This is a genomic window from Anaeromyxobacter sp. Red801 (genome assembly GCF_049201065.2).
In the GTDB taxonomy this organism is placed as follows: Bacteria; Myxococcota; Myxococcia; order Myxococcales; family Anaeromyxobacteraceae; genus Anaeromyxobacter.
This window is the reverse complement of sequence record NZ_CM181236.1, coordinates 4,229,519-4,246,907: the sequence shown is the minus strand read 5'-3', so window position 1 is coordinate 4,246,907 and position 17,389 is coordinate 4,229,519. Positions and strand designations below refer to the sequence as shown.

The window sequence follows — 17,389 nt, the reverse complement described above, 5'->3', positions numbered from 1 at the left end:
GGCTCTGATGCCTTACCGCGTGACGATCCCGGTCGCGATCGGAATCCCGAGTTGCACGGCGACAGGCGTGTAGATGTCCGTCTCGATGCCGGGCGTCCGGATCGAGACCACGAGGGAGTACCTCGTCTGCTTGTTCCATCGACCTAGGTGATGCCGTTCCCGCCACCAACCGATTGCGGGGTAGACGGCGATCGCGCTGCGGCGCGCGAGGTCGATCGCAGGGCCGGTCCACGTGTCGGAGTGAATCGACCCCGCGGTGCGCAGGTCGGGACCAAGCGTCCAACCGCGTTGGTCACCCTTGCTCGTAGGCTTCTCATCGTCCGCGCGTGCCGCGCGGTTGATGCGAGTTCGGAACTGCTCGAACGTTTCGGTGGCGGTCTTGAGCTCGAACCTGAGGCCGTGCGACGCGTACCGGTGCCTCTGCTTCCATCCCCGCTCACCGGGGCTTGGCTCGACGAAATAGGAGAGCGTCACGCGGAGCTCCACGTCGCGCTCTCCGAGTTCGGTGAGAACGTCCGTCGGCCATGGCAGCCGATGAACGTGCATATCGGCGGTGACGAACCGTGTGCTCTTGCCCTTCTTCTCTTTCATGAAGGGCTGGATCGTGTTCTGCGCGATGAGTGTCAGCGCGTCATCGGCGCTTCGAACCGCGGCAGCTTCGTCGGGGACACCGAACCCGTACAACCTGAGCCGCTTCTCGACGTCGCCCTTGGCGGGAAATCGCCGTCGCATTGCCTCGGTCCACTCGGCGGCGTGGACGATCAGGCCGCGAACCGTCTCGGGCCAGAGCTGACGGTAGTCCGCATGGATGCGCGCAGCGAGGCGCGCCGCAAGGGCAGCGGCGGCGCTCGTGTCCCCAGCGGTCGTGAACTGTCGCTCGACGGGCATCCAGTGCGTCGTCAGGAGTGACAGGCTGTTCGTCGCGTCCACGATGGTCCGGTCCGGGCTTATCGCGACGTTGCCTCCCGGCATCAGGATCTCGGGCTTGATCGGCCAACGCCTTTGCGCAGGCCACGTCGATGACGTCGTGCTGCAGGGTCCCAGATCACCGGCTGGCGCCACCGCGGACCAGCCGTGGAACTCGGGCTCTGTGATGTCGACGCGGTCGGCGAGCGCGCCCACCGTGATGGCGTTCCACGACTGCCCGGGGTCGTGAATCGAGTCGGTCTCGTTGCTCGTCGGGTAGTTCACCGCGTCATCGACGTCCGCGTTCCCCGCGGAAACGCAAAACAGGCGCCGCTGATCATCGAGCCCCCCGGCGGAGAACTGATCGATCGCGGCGGACCATGAGGAAGGCTTTCCGCGGTCGCGGCCGTCTCGGGTCGTCACGGTGAGGCATACGGCCCGAGCACGGTTCGGGTTTGCGGCCTCTGCTCGTGCCACGGCCTCCTGAGTGATGGCGCCGTAGACGTCCCGCTCGTTGTCACCGGCAGGAGGAAGGATCTTTACGCTCTCGAGCCGGTGACCGATCGGAACGGGGCCGCCAGACAGCAGAAGCGGTGCAAGGTCTCCGAACCCTCCCAGGCCAGCCATCTCCGTTCCGTGGCCGTCGTGGTCGTTCGCGCCCCATTGCCCGTTGCAGGTCAACGTAGACCTCTCGTCCAAGAGCGGTTCCAGGAGGATGTGCCCGCGGTTGACCCCAGTATCGAGGAGACACACGACAGGCGCGTCGGAGCCCGGGAGGACCATTCTGCGCCTTAGATCTCGCGCCCATTCGGCCTGTTCACGCGGCGTGAGGCTCAGAAACTCCGTCGAGAGTTCCTTCGCGCGTCTGAGCTCGGCGAGGGCGTCATCCTCCTCGAACAGAGCGCCCATCTGTTGGATGGTGCCGTAAACCGTAGTGACGAGCCGGTCGATGAAAGCCAGTGTTCGAGGACCGGGCCGCAGTCCCTGCTCGATGGCGCGAACCCGGAAACCATCGACCGCTCCCGCGCGGCGGCGGAGCCACGCTTCCCACCAGATCGCCTCCCCATGCGATGGGAACGGCGAGCCTTCATCCGTCCATATGGACTGCACGGATGCCCGGCGGATCGCCGCGATGTTTGCGACCAGCTGCTCGCGTGCCGGCAGGCCCTTCCGCGTGTCCTTCGCCGCGTACTCCTCGATCGCCTTTCTGAAGTGCTTGATTCCCTTCCGCTCGATCAGGACCGTCGCGATCGTCACGTCGCCATCGTGCCGGACCGACAGCAGCTCGTAGGTGCCGGGCCGCGTCGAGTCGAGGCTCGCGAGGGCAAGCTCGAACCCGGGTTCGCTTTGAAAGTCGATCCGGATGGGGCGGTCTGCCTCTTCCGCCGCCGCAGTCGCGGCGTCGAGTTCCGTCTTCAGGTCGCGCGCGTGAGCGCCGCGATCCTGTGCCTTCACCCGCCGCTTCCCCCCGCCCCCATGCACAGACGTGAAACGCTCCGTCTTCGGAGCGTCTCTAACGAAGAGATGTCGGCGAATTCTCGGTTTGGCCACGGCCCCCCTCGGCCGACGGACCTACTTTCGTCGGGTCCTGCGTCGTTCGCGAAACGCCTCAACGAGCGACTGCGTGGAGACGTTCCGGCCGTCGGCCAGGACCGCTTCCTTCAAAGCGTCCTCGCACGCCTTCGCGATCTCGGCGTAGCTGAGCCCTCGTGCCGCGGTGCGAACGCGAGGCCAGCTCAGGCCGGTAATGTCGAATGCGCCGAGCTTCGCTCGGATGGCGCGGTCGATGGCAGCGCCCTCCGGCGCTCCGTACTCGACGACGTCGTCGAACCGTCTGAATAGCGCTCGATCCAATAGGTCGGGGTGATTCGTCGCCGCGACAACGAGGCTGTCGGACCGCTCCTGCTCGAGGAACAGCAGGAAGGAGTTGAGCACGCGCCGGATCTCGCCAACGTCGTTCGATGCCGTCCGGCGACCGCCGATGGCGTCGAACTCGTCGAACAGGTACACGCCGCGCGTGGTGCGAATCGCGTCGAATACGAGCCGGAGCTTGGCGGCCGTCTCGCCCATGAACTTCGTGATTACGCCGTCCAGCTGGATCGTGAACAGCGGAAGGTTCATCTCTCCGGCGAGCGCCGCGGCCGTCATCGTCTTCCCGCTTCCCGGCGGACCGACGAGGAGGAGGCGATGCCGCGGTGCGAGGCCATGCGCCTGGAGCTTCGACGACTGCCGATGCTCCTTCAGGACGCGGTCGAGCTTCCGGCGAACGGACGCATCGAGAACCATCTCACTGAGCCGCGTCTTCGGATACGCAACGGACAGAATGCCGGCGAGTTCGCCGCGTGGCTGGACGAGGGGGGTGGGGGGCTCGTGCCTGCGGGGGAGGACGGCGCCTCTGGCCTTGACCTCGTCGATCGCCGCGCGAAGTTCCTCGGCAAGCTTGCCGTGGCCCTGGCGCGCCGCGTACGCAGCGACCTGCATGGCGACCGCAAGGAAGGTCGCCTGGTCGCCCTCGCCAAAGCTCCGAACGAGCGCCTTAAGCTGTTCAGCTGTCGCCACGTCCGAGGTCCCCCGAGCCCGCTACCGGGCGGCCGAGCCAGACGATACCGCGGGTGACCGACAGCCGCACGTTTTCAGGCGTTTTCGGCCCGAAACGTCACCGCGCTAACCGACCAAGCTTGCCCGACGAAGCGTCACAAGCCATGCGTCCACCTCTGCAGCGTTGCTTGGCTCGTCCGGCAGCGCGGACCTCTGGAGCGCCGAGTCGAGCAGGTCGAAAGCTCGGCCGACGGTTCCCTTCCAGCGCTCGGCGACATCAGGAGCCAGCTCCGACTTCTCACCGCGGCGCTTCGCCTCCACGAGTTCGCTGGCTGCCGCGAACCCGTGCGCATCGAGCAGGAGGGTGACGTCCGTCTCGATCTCGCCCGTCAGGAGGGCGTGTGTCCCCGTGAGCGTCGTGCGCAGCACGTACAGGAGCTTCTTCGCAGACCGGAACCCGTCCTTCTCCCACTCTCGGAGCTGACCCGTCGCGAAGCCGCGGTAGTGCCGATGCACTCGACGCGACAGGCTGCGCTTCACGACCTCGCGAAGAGAGTCGTGCTCGGGTGACGACCGCAGGACGAAGCGCGAGAGGACCCGCTCGATGAAGTTGCCGTTCCCCTGGAGAATGCCGACGAGCGCGGGCTGGATCTCGTTGGACGAGTAGTCGACCTCGACGCCATCGAGGACCTCGATCCGGTCGGGCGCGCTCTGGGGCGGCGGCGACAAGCCTAGGAGCCGCTCGGTGGGCGCGACGTGGATCGCCTTCAGGTCGAGGTCGGAGTCCGGGGACGGGAACCCGTAGGCGTGCGCGCCGGACAGCGACACCACCACGTGCCGACGGGCCGCAGACTCCTCGTCGAGGAGCCGGGCGGCGGCGGCACGCTGTTTCGGGTCGAGCACCTTGTCGATCACGAGCTGACCTCCCGTACGGCCGGCGGGGGTGGCGCGTCGGCGCCGAACGGGCCTGGGACGCGCTCCAGCCAGCGGCGGGCGACTTCCTCGGCGATGCGCCGGAGGAGCGCGTCTGCCCGGCCGAGATCGGGACGACGCGGAAGGCGGGTCACGTCGCGCGCGGCCTCGAGGTCGGGCACAAGCCCCTCCGCTTCGGCGAGCACAGCATCGAGCCCGACCTCGCCGCGCTTGATCGCGAGGAGCCGCTCGCGAACGGCGCCCTTCATCTCGAGCTCGGGCGCGCCGGTCCTCAGCCACCCCGTCGCGACGTGGATGAGCCGCAGGAGGTTGTACGCGTTCTTCGGGCGGAGCTCGCGCGCCGGCTCGGGCTGCGCTCCGCCCTCGCGCGCATACCGGATCAGCGACGCGAAGTCGTTCGCCTCGATGACGCCTTGATCGTGGAGCGACCGATAGAGCTGTTTCACGTACTCCTTCGCCGCGAGGATCGCGTCTGCCTTCGTCGGAGCGGGACGCGGCGAGACCTGCGCAAGCCTCGCCGCGACGGCATCCAGGTCGGGCGGGGGCTCTTCGCGGAGCCAGTCGAGGACGAGGCCGCGGTGCTCCGCGAGGCGCGCCGACCGCGCGAGCTTGCCGAGCTGGCTCACCGCGTACCGCCCGAAGCTGCCGAAGAGGTCGGCCGAAACGAACGCGTCGCGCTCGGCCAGGAGCCACTCGCCGATCGGGTCGAGCGGCCGGGCCGTGGCGACGAACAGGAGCTCGAGCGTGTTGGGATCGGCGCGGATCGCCTGGTGGACGGTCTTCCGGCACTCCCAGTAGGTGACGCTGCCGTCCGCGCTGGTCAGTGTGTGGGGCGGATCGACGAGCCCGGTCGTCCACGGGAACGGCAACGCAAACGCGCCGCGCAGATCGGTGTCGGACCCGTCTTCTGCGAGCCCCCACGCGCGGGAGCCGACCGTCGCCTCGAGGACGACGCAAGGCCGGAGGGTCTCCCAGTCTGCTGCACGCTGCTCCGCGAACCGGACCTGGCCAGGACGGCGAGGGAGCAGTTCGTCGCGTGCGTACCGCAGGGTTCCGATGCCGGTGATGAGGACGTCGAACCCGTCGTCGCGGATCGCAACGACTCGGCCGACGACGCCCTGAGGAACGCGGCGGTCACCCGCGAGCCGCTCCACGCGTGTGGTCACCTCCGTCCCGTGCGGTAGCGGGACGGAGAGCGGGTCGATCGGCGCAAGGCCCTTTGGACGATGCTCCACTTGGCAAAGAGTAGCAGCGGGTGGGAACTCTTGCGGGATTAGCCACCGTTGGCGTGCACTTGCGTCGCGCGGTCGATGCATCTAGCGGCTGCGGTTGCGTCGCAGCCGTTGAGCCCGGCGCCCCAGGAAGCGTTCGCCTCCAGGATGCACCAGCCACCTTCGACGAGTGCCGCGTCGATGACGCATGTGCTGGGCAGGTCGAGTCCCGTGACGCCCGCGGCGATGAAGCTCGATGCATCATCTCGATCCCCGACCCCGTCGTACACGGCACAGGAGAGGACCTGACCATCCAGAACCCACGCGCGCGCCTCCGCGCGGATCTCCACCACCTTCGAGGTGATGACGGCCGTATCGAGCGCGAGGCCAGCGCACTCGGCTCGAAGCTCGTCCGCTGCTCGCCACACGCGAGCGCGGAACTGCTTCGGGACGAGGGGGCTTCACGAACAGCGGGAACGGACCACGGAGCGCCTCGTCGAGGCTGACCCCGCGAACCGTGCGACGGGTGAGGCGACGGTCCGCGCCGAGGAGCAGGTCATCCGGGGGAGAGACGAGCTCGATTCCGAGCAGCTGTGCCAGAACGAGGCAGAACGTGTCCGCTCCGTACAGCGCGACGCGCGCCGGCTCGACGTCGGGTCGAGCCCAGAAGCGATCGATGCGAAGGACCTTGCCGCCACCCGACACCCACGCGTCGGCGACCGCGTCTCGCTCCACATCCGGCTTCGCCGGAACGATCAACGTCTCGTGTTCCATGCAGGCACCTGCCGGGAAGGACGGTACCGCGCTGAGAGCTGCGTGCGGGTGCCCGAATCCGCCACCTTGAACCACGTGGTTCAAAATGGAGCAAACGGGTACACGCGGAGCGTAAGAGGCGAAGTGCCGGCGGCCTGATCGTTGGACCACGTGGTCCAAAGTGCTCGGAAGGGCTGCTCTCGTGGCCTGTGCCCCGGAGTCATCAGGGTTGGGCGCAGGAATGGGATCAGGTTTGGGAGGAGGGCTCGCGGATGTAACTACGCGAGAACCCTGCAGCCCGGCCCCGCCGCGTTGTCGCGACGTTCGCCGCGTCGCGGAGGGCGCCATCAGCCCGACCCCTCGCTCCCAACCACCGGATCGAGGGGTCGGGCTGTTGGCTTCTGAGCATCGAAGTGACGCTGGGCGGCGGGGCCGGGTCTCTCTGAACCACGTGGTTCAAGATGGAGCAGACGGGGCGTGATGGTGAGGGTGGTGGTGTGACGGTGGGTGACGGGATGACGGGCGGCTGTGAGCTGGGCGTTCGTCGAGGAGGCGTGGTTCAGATGGGGCAGGGGGTTGCGACGGCGTACATGCGACGTATAGACGATATCTATACATGGCGCAGCGCAAGTCATCGGCGACGGAGCCGCTCCCTTCCGCAGAGAAGCTCATGCAGACGTTCCGGATGTCGCGGGACCTCGTGACGTTCTTGAAGGGCGAGGCGACGAGGCGAGGGAGCGACCTCACAGGCTACGTGACGCGCGTGCTCGAAGGGCTGCGGAACCACTTCGGCCTGCCGCCGCCGGCGGCGCGGCTGCTCGACCAGGACCGCGAGGCGCTCGGGCTCGACCCGGCCGACTACCTCCTGCACCTGCTCTACGAGCGCAGCATCGCCGTCCGGGAGAAGGGGCCCGGGTTCGACGCGAAGCGGACGAAGAGGTGAGCAGCATGGACGACGGGCCGGACGGGATCGAGACGCTGTGGGACGCGCGCGACGTTGCGCGTTACCTGAAGGTCAGCCGCTCGTGGGTCTACCAGAAGGCGGAAGCCGGGTTGCTCCCGTACCTCAAGGTCGGCGGGCTCGTGCGGTTCGTGCCGGAGCGAATCAGGGCCTTCGCGCTCGGAAGCGGGACACCAACCGCGAAACGAGTGCTCGCCAGTCCCGTTCGCGTGGGCGCGGGAGTGGAGCAGTTCGGAACTCGTAAGCAGACGTGAGGACGGCGTGTGTCTGCAGGTCCAGCTCGATCGGACGCCACTCGTCGTTGAGCGCGTCTCTGCCCTGGCCTCTGAGCAGGTCTCCCTGGACCTTCAGGTCTGCGAGTCCGTCCCACGCCAGGCGCTCCGAAACCCACCGTCCAGACCGTTCGAGGACGATCGCTTCGGTGTCCGTCGCCAGGATGAGCCTCTGGTCGTCGCGAACTGCTTCCCGGATGTTTCCCCCGAACGTCTCGACGCACGCTCGCGTCGATGGGGCGACGACGTACGCCTGGCCGCCCGAGATCACGACGAATCGCTCCATCGCGGGATGTTCGAATGCAGCCGACAGATACCAGCCGCCGAACCCGCGCTGGAAGTTGCCGACCCAGGTCTCGCCCTCTTCCGCGGTGAAGCGCACGACGAAACCTTCTCGGTGAGTCCCTCCGCTTGCCGTGAACTGCTCCGGGTAGGGTCCGGTTCCCGGAAGACCGGGCAGAACCTCGAACGACCAGCGCACGGAGCGCATCGGAGCACGACGCTCCGGTGTTGTCACGCACGGTCGGGCCTCTACAGAATGCCAGCAAGGCAGGTGCAGCCATGGCGTCTCCGTACCTGAAGCGCGGCACGTGGTACCTGCGGTGGAAGGACGAGGCCGGGCGCTGGCGCGCGAAGGCGTGCGGTGCGCGCACGAAGGCGGAGGCGCGGCAGCTCCAGGCGCAGCTCGAGCGACGGGCGGAACGGGTCCGGCTGGGCGTGGAGGTCGGGATCCCTGAGGACGGCGGCGGCACGCTCGCCGAGCTGCTGCGGTGGTGGCTCGAGACCTACTCGAAGCCGCTCGCGTCGCACGCGACGAACGAGAGCGCGATCCGCGTCCACTTCCTGGAGTCCGAGCTCGCGGCGCTGCCGCTCGCCGCGATCAGTCCGGGGCGGGTCGAGAGCTTCCTGCAGGCGAAGACGGGCGAGGTGTCGCCGCAGATGGTGAACCACCTCCGCGGTTACCTGAGCCGCGCGTTCAACGCGGCCCGGCGCGCGGGGCGGTATCCTGGGCCGAACCCCGTGCTCGACGTGCGCAAGCGGAAGGTGCCGAAGCGGAAGCCGGACTTCCTGCGCGTCCACGAGGTCCCGCTGCTGTTGAGGGCACTCGACCCGCGCTGGCGTCCGTTGTTCGCGGCCGCGATCTACACGGGTCTGCGCAAGGGCGAGCTGCTCGCGCTCCGGAAGTCGGACGTGGATCTCGGTCGCCAGGTCCTGACCGTCGCGCGCTCGCACGAGCGAGCGACGACGAAGGGCGGTTACCAGGACGGCATCCCGATCGCGACCGAGCTCGTGCCGTTTCTGAAGGTCGCGATCGCGGCGTCGCCGTCCGCGCTCGTGTTCCCGAAGACGGATGGCTCGATGATGCGGCGGAACGTGAACCTGGAGCACACGCTCCGGCGCGCCCTGGGACGCACCGGCGTGGTCGACGGCTACAGGCACGTGTGTCGCCGGAAGGACTGCGGCCACATCGAGGCCGCGGCCGACCAGGAGCAGCATCGGTGCCCGGAGGACGGCCGGAAGCTCTGGGTCAAGCCAGTGGTCCGGCCGATCCGGTTCCACGGCCTGCGCCACACGATGGGCAGCCTGCTCATCATGCCGGACGTGGACCTCGCGGCGGTGCAGCGGATCCTCCGCCACAGCGACCCGAAGCTCACGACCGAGGTCTACGCCCACCTTGCACCGGAGTACCTGCGGGCGGAGGTGGACCGGCTGTCGTTCGGGGCGGCGGTGCTGGAGACGGTGCCGGGCACGCCGGGGCCCTTCGACTCCGCGCCCGCTGCGCGGGCGCTACGCTCAGGGCGAACGGGGGTGGAGACGCGCGAGTCTGTTACCCGGCTGCTACCCGAACCCACCGCGGGAAAGACGAAGGCCGGAACCCGGGCGACCAAGCCTCACGAGTTCCGGCCTTCAAGGTTGGAGCGGGAAACCGGATTCGAACCGGCGACCCTCAGCTTGGGAAGCTGATGCTCTACCAAGCTATTCCCGCGTCGCGACCCCGTTTTTGCCGTGAAGCCGGGCGGGAGTCAAGGAGATCGGCGGCGCGCTCGGGAGGGGGCGGCCGGCGCCTACGTCCGGGCCCTCCCGAGCTTCCGGTAGAGCGTGGTCCGCCCGATCCCGAGCCGCCGGGCGGCCTCGGCCTGGTTGCCGCCGCACTCGGCCACGGTCCGCTCGATGAGCGCCCGCTCCTGGGCGGCGCGGGCGGCGCGGAGGTCGATGGGCGCGGCGAGCGGCGCGGGGGGATCCACGGGCACGGCGGCGCGCGCGGACTCCGAGACCTCCGGCATCACCGCGGCGAGCTCCTCCTCGGTCACCCTCGCGCGCGGGTCGCGGTCGGCGAACAGCACCGCCACGCGCTCGAGCACGTTCTCGAGCTCGCGCACGTTCCCGGGCCAGGCGTGCCCGCGCAGGCGGGGCAGCACCATCGAGAGCGCGCGCCGGTGCGCGTCGGCGGCGTCGTGGCGGAGCAGGGCGCGCTTCAGCAGGTCGGAGGCGATGAGCTCCACGTCCGCCTCGCCGCGCTCGCGGAGCGGGGGCAGGTGCAGCGGGAGGATGTCGAGCCGGTAGTAGAGGTCCTCGCGGAACTCGCCGCGCGCGATGGCCTGGCGCAGGTCGCGGTGCGTGGCGGCGATGACGCGCACGTCCACCGGCGTGGGATCGTTGCTGCCGAGCCGGAGCACCTGCCGCTCCTGCAGCACGCGCAGCAGCCGCGTCTGCAAGGTGACCGGCACGTCGCCGATCTCGTCGAGGAACAGCGTGCCGGTGTGCGCCGCCTCGAACAGGCCGGGGCGGCCGCCGCGCCGCGAGCCGGTGAACGCGCCCTCCTCGTAGCCGAACAGCTCGGCCTCGAGCAGCGTCTCCGGGAAGGCTGCGCAGTTCACCGCCACGAACGGCCGGTCGCGGCGGCGGCTCGCGCCGTGGATGCCCTGCGCCACCATCTCCTTGCCGGTGCCGCTCTCGCCGGTGATGAGCACGGTGGCGTCGGTGCGCGCGTACCGCCCGGCCAGCTCGCGGAGGCGCACCATGGCCGGCGAGTCGCCCACCAGCCCGGAGAGCGCGTAGCGCGCCACGAAGCGGGGCGGGCGGTGCGTCGAGCGGAGCCCGCGCTCGAGGCGCTGGATCATGGGGGCGGGCTGGCAGGTGAGCACCGCGCCGAGCTGGACGCCGTGCTCGTGCAGCGGGAACCGGCTCACCACCGCGGCCGACACGCCGATGCGCTGCACCGTCTCGACCTCCGGCGGGCCGCCCTCCAGCACCGGGCCGAGCGCGAGCTCCGGCGCCACCGCGGAGAGCCTCCGCCCCTGCACCTCGGCCGCGGTCACGCCGAGCAGCCGCTGCAGCGCCGGGTTGATGGCCTGGATGCGCTCCTCGGTGTCCACCGCCACCATCCCGACCTCGAGGTGCTGGAACATCGCCTGGAGGTGCGTGCGGCGCGCCACCTCGGCGCGCGCGATGCGCGCCACCTCGGCGGCCTGGCGGATCGCCTCCTCGAGCGAGTCCTGCCCGTAGAGCAGCACCGCCCGCAGTCCGGCGCGCTCCGCCACCGAGCAGATCGGCCCGGGGCCGACGATCACCTTGAAGCCGCGCGCGGAGAGGTCGTCCACCGCGGCCTGCCCCTCCTCCGGCGTCACGTAGGGCCGCTGCTCGATGACGGTGTCGTCGATGAGGTGCACGCCCTCGAGGCCCGCCACCGTGCGCCGGAAGTTCACCACGCCGATGCGCTTCGAGAGCTTGCGCGCCTGCACCAGCGCCTGGAGCGCGTCCACCGTCGAGGCGGTCACCACCACCACCGGCACGTCGGCGTGGTCGCGCAGGTACGCGCCGTTGGTGCCGGCGGCGACGAACGCGTCCACCTCCTCGCCGGCCTGCCGGAGCTCGCGCGCGATCTGGAGCGCCTCCTCGAAGCCCTTGTCGAAGACCCGGACCTCGGCGACGTCGGCCATGAGCGGCGCCACGCTCTCGAACACGTGCCGGAGTCGGCTCGTGCTGAAGGCCCAGACGATGGGCCGGCGGTCGGCGGGGGTCATGACGGCACCTCGCGAAACGACTCTGGGTCAGGAGGAAACGACTCTGGGTTCGGGAGCGGCGGGCATGGTGTGCCGGGAAGTGTACCGAAACCGGAACGAGGTGCGCCAGCTACGGAACGGATCGGAACATATCGGGGCGTGGGACCCGCGCGGGGACCATGCGTTGATTCGCATGTCAACCCGCCGCCTTGGCCGCTCGGCCGGCCGCGGCCGATGACGTGGTGCGGCACGTGCAACTTGTGCGCGTCGGCGCGGCGGCCGGCAGGGGCCGCGCAGCGGACGCGAACGCACCACGGAGGCCACGATGGACCGGATCGAGCGGGTGGCGGTGCTGGGGTCGGGCGTGATGGGCAGCACCATCGCCGCGCACCTGGCCAACGCGGGGTTCGGGGTGCTGCTCCTCGACATCGTCCCGAAGGAGCCGAACGCCGAGGAGAAGGCGGCCGGCCTCGGGCTCGACAGCCCGGTGGTCCGCAACCGCCTCGCGACCGCGGCGCGCGCCGGCCTCGAGAAGCTGAAGCCGGCGCCGCTCTACCTGCCCGCCTACGCCTCGCGCATCGACGTCGGCAACCTCGAGGACGACCTCCCGCGGCTCGCGACCTGCGACTGGGTGGTCGAGGTGGTGCTCGAGAACCTCGAGGTGAAGCGCCAGCTCCTCGGGCGCATCGCCCCGCACCTCAAGCCCACGGCGGTCCTCACCACGAACACGAGCGGCCTCTCGGTGAACGCCATCGCCGACACGCTGCCCGAGGCGCTCCGCCCGCGCTTCCTCGTCACCCACTTCTTCAACCCGCCGCGCTACATGCGGCTCGTCGAGATCGTCTCGAGCCGGCACACCGACCCGGCCATCGCGGCGGGGATGGCCGAGCTCATCCGCGTGCGCCTCGGCAAGGGCATCGTCACCGGCAAGGACACGCCGAACTTCGTGGCGAACCGCATCGGCGTGTTCGCGATGTGCAACGCCATCCGGCACATGGTGGAGCTCGACCTCACCGTCGAGGAGGTGGACGCGATCGCCGGCCCGCCCACCGCGCGGCCGAAGAGCGCCACGTTCCGCACCGCCGACCTGGTGGGCCTCGACACGCTGCTCCACGTGGCGAAGAACTCGTACGAGCTGCTCCCGGGCGACTCGCGCCGCGACGAGTTCAGGCTCCCCGCGTTCCTCGAGCAGATGGTCGCGAAGGGGATCCTCGGCAACAAGTCGAAGGGCGGCTTCTTCAAGAAGGACAAGGGCGAGGGCGGCGGGCTCTCCTTCTACGACCACCGCAAGGGCGAGTACGTGCCGGCGGCGAAGCCGCGCAGCGCGGCGGTGGAGGCGACGAAGGGGATCGACGACCCGGCCCAGCGCCTGCGGACCGCGCTCGCCGGGAAGGACAAGGTCGCCGAGCACGCCTGGCGCAACCTGCGCGACACGCTGCTCTACGCGTTCGAGCGGATCCCGGAGATCGCCGACGACGTGGTGAATGTGGACGCGGCCATGCGCTGGGGCTTCGGCTGGGACCTCGGCCCGTTCGAGATGCTCGACGCGGTGGGCGTCCCCGCGTTCGTGGCCCGCGCGGAGAAGGACGGCGTGGCGGTGCCGGACCGGCTCCGCGGGATCGAGCGGTTCTACGTCGAGGAGGGCGGGCGGCGCCGCTACCTCGACCTCGCCGCCGGCGGCGGGTACCGCGACGTGCCGCGCCCGGCCGACCAGATCGACCTCGCGATCCTGGAGAAGTCCGGCGCGGTGGTGGAGCGGAACGCGGGCGCCTCGGTGCTCGACCTCGGCGACGGCGTCTTCTGCCTCGAGTTCCACACCAAGATGAACGCCATCGGCCCGGACGTGCTCGCCATGGTCCACAAGGCCGTGGCCCGCGCCGAGCGCGACGGCCAGGGGCTCGTCGTCGCGAACCGCGGCCAGCCGGCGTTCTCGGCCGGCGCGAACCTGATGCTCATCGCGGTGGCCATCGCCGAGGGCGCCTTCGACGAGATCGCGCTCACCATCCGCGCCTTCCAGAAGGCGATGATGGCGCTCAAGTACGCGCGGGTGCCGGTGGTGGCTGCGCCGCACGGGCTGGCGCTGGGCGGCGGCTGCGAGGTGTGCCTGCACGCCACCGCGCTGAACCCGCTCGCCGAGACGTACATGGGGCTCGTCGAGATCGGCGTGGGGCTGCTCCCCGCCGGCGGCGGCACCAAGGAGATGGCGCTCCGGGCCATCCGCCTGGCGGAGAAGTACGAGATCGACGCCTCGCCGTTCGTGTTCAAGCACTTCAACACCGTCGCGCTCGCCAAGGTGAGCGCCTCCGCCGACGAGCTCGCCGCCATGGGGATGCTCCGCGAGGGCGACGCGGTGACGCTCTCGCCGGATCGGCTGGTGCACGACGCGAAGCAGAAGGCGCTGGCGCTGGCCGCGAACTTCCGCCCGGGCACGCCCGCCACCGGCCTGCGCGCCCCCGGCCGCGCGCGGCCGCGAGCATCGCCTCCCAGCTCTGGAACATGCGCATGGGCGGCTTCATCACCGAGTACGAGGAGAAGCTCGGCCGCACCATCGCCGGCGTCATGACCGGCGGCGACGTGCCGGCGGGCACGCTCGTCACCGAGCAGGACCTGCTCGATCTCGAGCGCGAGGCGTTCCTGAAGCTGTGCGGCGAGCGGAAGACGCTCGAGCGCATCCAGCACATGCTGAAGAAGGGCAAGCCGCTCCGGAACTAGCGGTCGGGCACGGCGTCGAGCGCGCGAGCGCGAGAGGAGACCTGGAATGAGCGCAGCCTACGTCCTCGCAGCGGTGCGGACCCCCGGGTGCAAGGCGAAGAAGGGGAAGCTGAAGGACGTCCGCCCGGACGACCTGGCCGCCGTCGCCATCCGCGCGCTGCTGGCGCGGACCGGCGTCGACCCGGGGCAGGTGGAGGACGTCATCCTCGGGTGCGCGTTCCCCGAGGGCGAGCAGGGCATGAACCTCGGGCGCGTCGCGGCCCTCCGGGCCGGGCTGCCGGTGGGCGTGCCGGGCCAGACGGTGAACCGCTTCTGCGCCTCCGGCCTGCAGACCATCGCCACCGCCGCCGAGCGGATCATGGCCGGCCAGGCGGACTGCCTCGTGGCGGGCGGGGCCGAGAGCATGAGCCTCGTGCCCATGGGCGGCTCGCACTTCAGCGCCAACCCGTCGCTGGTCGCCTCCTGGCCGGAGTCGTTCGCGGCCATGGGCATCACCGCCGAGCTGGTGGCGGCGCGCGACCACGTCAGCCGCGAGGACCAGGACGCGTTCGCGGTGCAGAGCCACGCCCGCGCCGCGAGGGCGCAGGCGGAGGGCCTGTTCGCGGACGAGCTCGTGCCGGTGGAGGTGGAGCAGGTCACCGTCGAGAAGGGGAAGGCGGTGCGGCGCACCGAGCAGGTCACGGCCGACGACGGCGTGCGCCCGGGCACCAGCCTCGAGGCGCTCGCGAGGCTGAAGCCGGCGTTCAAGCTGACGGCACGGTCACCGCCGGCAACGCCTCCCAGACCACCGACGGCGCCGCGGCCGCGCTGGTCGTCTCCGAGGCGTTCCTCTCCCGCACCGGCCTCGCCCCGCTGGCGCGCTTCGTCTCGTACGCGGTGCGCGGGGTGCCGCCGGAGATCATGGGCATCGGCCCGGTCGAGGCGATCCCGGCGGCGCTGAAGCGCGCCGGCCTGAGGCTCGAGGACGTCGGGCAGATCGAGCTGAACGAGGCGTTCGCGTCCCAGTCGCTCGCCTGCGTGCGGGCGCTCGGGCTCGACCCGGCGAAGGTGAACCCCACCGGCGGCGCCATCGCGCTCGGGCACCCGCTCGGCTGCACCGGCGCGAAGCTCACCGCCACGCTGCTGCACGGGATGCGGCGGACCGGCGCGCGGCACGGGATCGTGTCGATGTGCGTGGGCGGCGGGATGGGCGCGGCGGCGGTGTTCGAGCGCGCCTGACGGCGCGCGGGCGGCTCACGGAAGGCGACGAGGAGGAGCGACCATGGCCAGGCTGTTCAAGGGCGCGGAGTACCTGATCTCCGAGGCGACGAAGGACGACGTCTTCACCCCGGAGGACTTCACCGAGGAGCAGCGCCAGATCGCCGAGACCGCGGAGCAGTTCGCCGAGACCGAGGCGCTCCCGGCCGAGCACGCGCTCGAGCAGCACGAGCCCGGCGTGGCCGCGGCGCTCATGCGCAAGGCGGGCGACGCGGGCCTGCTCATGATCGACGCGCCCGAGGCCTACGGCGGCCTGGCGCTCGACAAGGCCACCAGCATGCTCGCGGCCGAGCGCATGGGCATGGGCGGCTCCTTCTCGGTCTCCTACGCGGCGCACACCGGCATCGGCACGCTGCCGCTCGTCTACTACGGGACGGACGCGCAGAAGGACCGGTACCTCACGAAGCTGGTGACCGGCGAGTGGTCCGCCGCGTACTGCCTCACCGAGCCGGAGGCGGGCAGCGACGCCATGGGCGGCAAGGCCACCGCCACGCTCTCGCCCGACGGGAAGTACTACCTCCTCGACGGCACCAAGCAGTTCATCACCAACGGCTCGTTCGCGAACCTGTTCACCGTGTTCGCGAAGGTGGACCGCAAGCACTTCACCGCCTTCCTGGTGGAGCGCACCTTCCCGGGCGTGACGGTCGGTCCCGAGGAGAAGAAGCTCGGCATCAAGGGCTCCTCCACCACCTCGGTGATCTTCGAGAGCGCCAGGGTGCCGGTCGAGAACGTGCTCGGCGAGATCGGCAAGGGCCACAAGATCGCCTTCAACGTGCTGAACGTGGGCCGCTTCAAGCTGGGCGCCGCGGTCACCGGGGCGGCGAAGCTCGCGCTCGCCACGGGCGCCGCCTACGCCAACGCCCGCAAGCAGTTCGGCACGCCCATCGCCCGCTTCGGCGCGATCCGCGAGAAGCTCGCCGACCAGGCCGCCGGCGTCTACGCCTCGGAGTCGCTCATCTACCGGCTGGCCGGCCTCATCGACGACCGGCTGGCCACCATCCCGGCGGAGCAGCCCGGCTACTACGAGGCCTACCAGCAGGGCATCGAGGAGTACGCGATCGAGTGCGCGATCGCGAAGGTGTTCTGCAGCGAGGTGCTCGCCGACGTGGTGGACGAGGTGGTGCAGATCCACGGCGGCTACGGCTTCATCCAGGAGTACCCGGCGGAGAAGTACTACCGCGACGAGCGCATCAACCGGATCTTCGAGGGCACCAACGAGATCAACCGCCTGCTCGTCCCGGGCACCATCCTGCGCCGCGCGCTGAAGGGCGAGCTGCCGCTGCAGCGCGAGGTCATGAAGGCGATGGACGCCCTCATGAACCCGTCGCTCGACGAGGTGGACCCCGCGGTGCCGTTCGCGGCCGAGAAGGCCACCGTCGCCAACCTGAAGCGCGCGTTCCTGGTGGTGGCCGGCGCCGCGGTGCAGAAGTACGGCGAGGCGCTCAAGGACGAGCAGGAGGTGCTGCTCGCGCTCGCCGACGTCGCCATCCAGGCGTTCGCGGCGGAGAGCGTGGTGCTCCGCGCCGAGAAGACCGCGGCCACGCAGCCCGAGGCGCGCCGCGCGCTCGCCGCCGCCGCCGTGAAGGTCCACACCTTCGCCGCCGCCGAGAAGGCCGCCACCGCCGCCCGCCGCGCCGCGTTCTACGTGGGCGAGGGCGACACGCTCACCATCCTGCTCGGCGGCATCCGCCGCTTCTCGAAGTACGACGCCGCCGGCCTGCTCCAGGCGAAGCGGCGCCTGGCGGACGCGGTCCTCGAGACGGAGAAGTATCCGTTCTGATCCGATCCGACGAGGGCTGCGCCCTCGCCCCGCTGGCGGAGCCATCGGGGCCCCACTCCTGC

The 17,389-nt window shown here is 70.3% G+C and carries 12 protein-coding genes, 1 tRNA gene and 2 pseudogenes; 7 read left to right on the top strand and 8 right to left on the bottom strand.

Annotation, left to right across the window (positions count from 1 at the left end; all coding sequences use genetic code 11):
- Window positions 1–12 precede the first annotated feature (12 nt).
- The 5 genes from ACOQFB_RS19545 to ACOQFB_RS19525 form a co-directional block, all read right to left on the bottom strand.
- Entirely contained in the window at window positions 13–2,361 is a 2,349-nt protein-coding gene (locus ACOQFB_RS19545; RefSeq protein WP_421609603.1) for a S8 family peptidase, read from the bottom strand.
- 117 nt (window positions 2,362–2,478) lie between these two features.
- On the bottom strand, window positions 2,479–3,465 hold the full coding sequence (locus ACOQFB_RS19540; protein WP_421609602.1) for an AAA family ATPase: 987 nt from the start codon (window positions 3,463–3,465) through the stop codon (window positions 2,479–2,481).
- A gap of 105 nt (window positions 3,466–3,570) precedes the next feature.
- Window positions 3,571–4,359, bottom strand: a complete 789-nt coding sequence (locus ACOQFB_RS19535) for a nucleotidyltransferase domain-containing protein (protein WP_421609601.1) — start codon at window positions 4,357–4,359, stop codon at window positions 3,571–3,573.
- Complete coding sequence (locus ACOQFB_RS19530) at window positions 4,356–5,531, bottom strand: DNA polymerase beta superfamily protein (RefSeq protein ID WP_421609600.1); 1,176 nt, start codon at window positions 5,529–5,531, stop codon at window positions 4,356–4,358. The genes ACOQFB_RS19535 and ACOQFB_RS19530 overlap by 4 nt, the downstream gene beginning before the upstream one ends.
- A 119-nt stretch (window positions 5,532–5,650) precedes the next feature.
- Window positions 5,651–6,016, bottom strand: a complete 366-nt coding sequence (locus tag ACOQFB_RS19525; protein ID WP_494492328.1) for an ATP-grasp domain-containing protein — start codon at window positions 6,014–6,016, stop codon at window positions 5,651–5,653.
- 995 nt (window positions 6,017–7,011) lie between these two features.
- Between ACOQFB_RS19525 and ACOQFB_RS19520 the strand changes: the two genes are divergently transcribed.
- The gene (locus tag ACOQFB_RS19520) at window positions 7,012–7,284 is read left to right on the top strand and encodes a hypothetical protein (protein ID WP_421609598.1); all 273 of its coding nucleotides are present in this window, start codon (window positions 7,012–7,014) and stop codon (window positions 7,282–7,284) included.
- Window positions 7,285–7,289: 5 nt separating this feature from the next.
- Entirely contained in the window at window positions 7,290–7,556 is a 267-nt protein-coding gene (locus ACOQFB_RS19515; protein WP_421609597.1) for a helix-turn-helix domain-containing protein, read from the top strand.
- Here the strand turns inward: ACOQFB_RS19515 and ACOQFB_RS19510 are convergent.
- A complete protein-coding gene (locus ACOQFB_RS19510; protein WP_421609659.1) occupies window positions 7,447–7,956 on the bottom strand; it encodes a hypothetical protein in 510 nt (169 codons plus the stop codon). The two genes, ACOQFB_RS19515 and ACOQFB_RS19510, sit on opposite strands and share 110 nt — an antisense overlap.
- A 179-nt stretch (window positions 7,957–8,135) precedes the next feature.
- Between ACOQFB_RS19510 and ACOQFB_RS19505 the strand changes: the two are divergent.
- Window positions 8,136–9,197: pseudogene (locus ACOQFB_RS19505) on the top strand (tyrosine-type recombinase/integrase); the annotation flags it as partial.
- Window positions 9,198–9,489: 292 nt separating this feature from the next.
- Here ACOQFB_RS19505 and ACOQFB_RS19500 read toward each other — a convergent pair.
- Window positions 9,490–9,561 (bottom strand) — tRNA-Gly (locus ACOQFB_RS19500).
- Between the two features lie 79 nt (window positions 9,562–9,640).
- On the bottom strand, window positions 9,641–11,599 hold the full coding sequence (gene prpR / locus ACOQFB_RS19495) for a propionate catabolism operon regulatory protein PrpR (protein WP_421609596.1): 1,959 nt from the start codon (window positions 11,597–11,599) through the stop codon (window positions 9,641–9,643).
- 304 nt (window positions 11,600–11,903) lie between these two features.
- Here prpR and ACOQFB_RS19490 point away from each other — a divergent pair, with 304 nt between their 5' ends.
- The 4 genes and pseudogenes from ACOQFB_RS19490 (at window position 11,904) to ACOQFB_RS19475 (ending at window position 17,327) form a co-directional block, all read left to right on the top strand.
- Entirely contained in the window at window positions 11,904–14,141 is a 2,238-nt protein-coding gene (locus ACOQFB_RS19490) for a 3-hydroxyacyl-CoA dehydrogenase NAD-binding domain-containing protein (RefSeq protein WP_494492327.1), read from the top strand.
- Entirely contained in the window at window positions 14,081–14,290 is a 210-nt protein-coding gene (locus tag ACOQFB_RS19485; RefSeq protein WP_494492326.1) for a hypothetical protein, read from the top strand. The genes ACOQFB_RS19490 and ACOQFB_RS19485 overlap by 61 nt, the downstream gene beginning before the upstream one ends.
- A 46-nt stretch (window positions 14,291–14,336) precedes the next feature.
- Window positions 14,337–15,508, top strand: a pseudogene (locus ACOQFB_RS19480) (thiolase family protein).
- A 43-nt stretch (window positions 15,509–15,551) separates the two neighbouring features.
- Window positions 15,552–17,327: an acyl-CoA dehydrogenase FadE gene (locus tag ACOQFB_RS19475; RefSeq protein WP_059436937.1), complete on the top strand. Its 1,776-nt coding sequence runs from the start codon at window positions 15,552–15,554 to the stop codon at window positions 17,325–17,327.
- Window positions 17,328–17,389: the final 62 nt, after the last annotated feature.

Bases quoted from the DNA above. Each gene is read 5' to 3' on its own strand.
- ACOQFB_RS19520 (WP_421609598.1), top strand. From the start codon at position 7,012: ATGCAGACGTTCCGGATGTCGCGGGACCTCGTGACGTTCTTGAAGGGC.
- ACOQFB_RS19515 (WP_421609597.1), top strand. From the start codon at position 7,290: ATGGACGACGGGCCGGACGGGATCGAGACGCTGTGGGACGCGCGCGAC.
- prpR (WP_421609596.1), bottom strand. From the start codon at position 11,599: ATGACCCCCGCCGACCGCCGGCCCATCGTCTGGGCCTTCAGCACGAGC.
- ACOQFB_RS19490 (WP_494492327.1), top strand. From the start codon at position 11,904: ATGGACCGGATCGAGCGGGTGGCGGTGCTGGGGTCGGGCGTGATGGGC.
- ACOQFB_RS19485 (WP_494492326.1), top strand. From the start codon at position 14,081: ATGGGCGGCTTCATCACCGAGTACGAGGAGAAGCTCGGCCGCACCATC.
- ACOQFB_RS19475 (WP_059436937.1), top strand. From the start codon at position 15,552: ATGGCCAGGCTGTTCAAGGGCGCGGAGTACCTGATCTCCGAGGCGACG.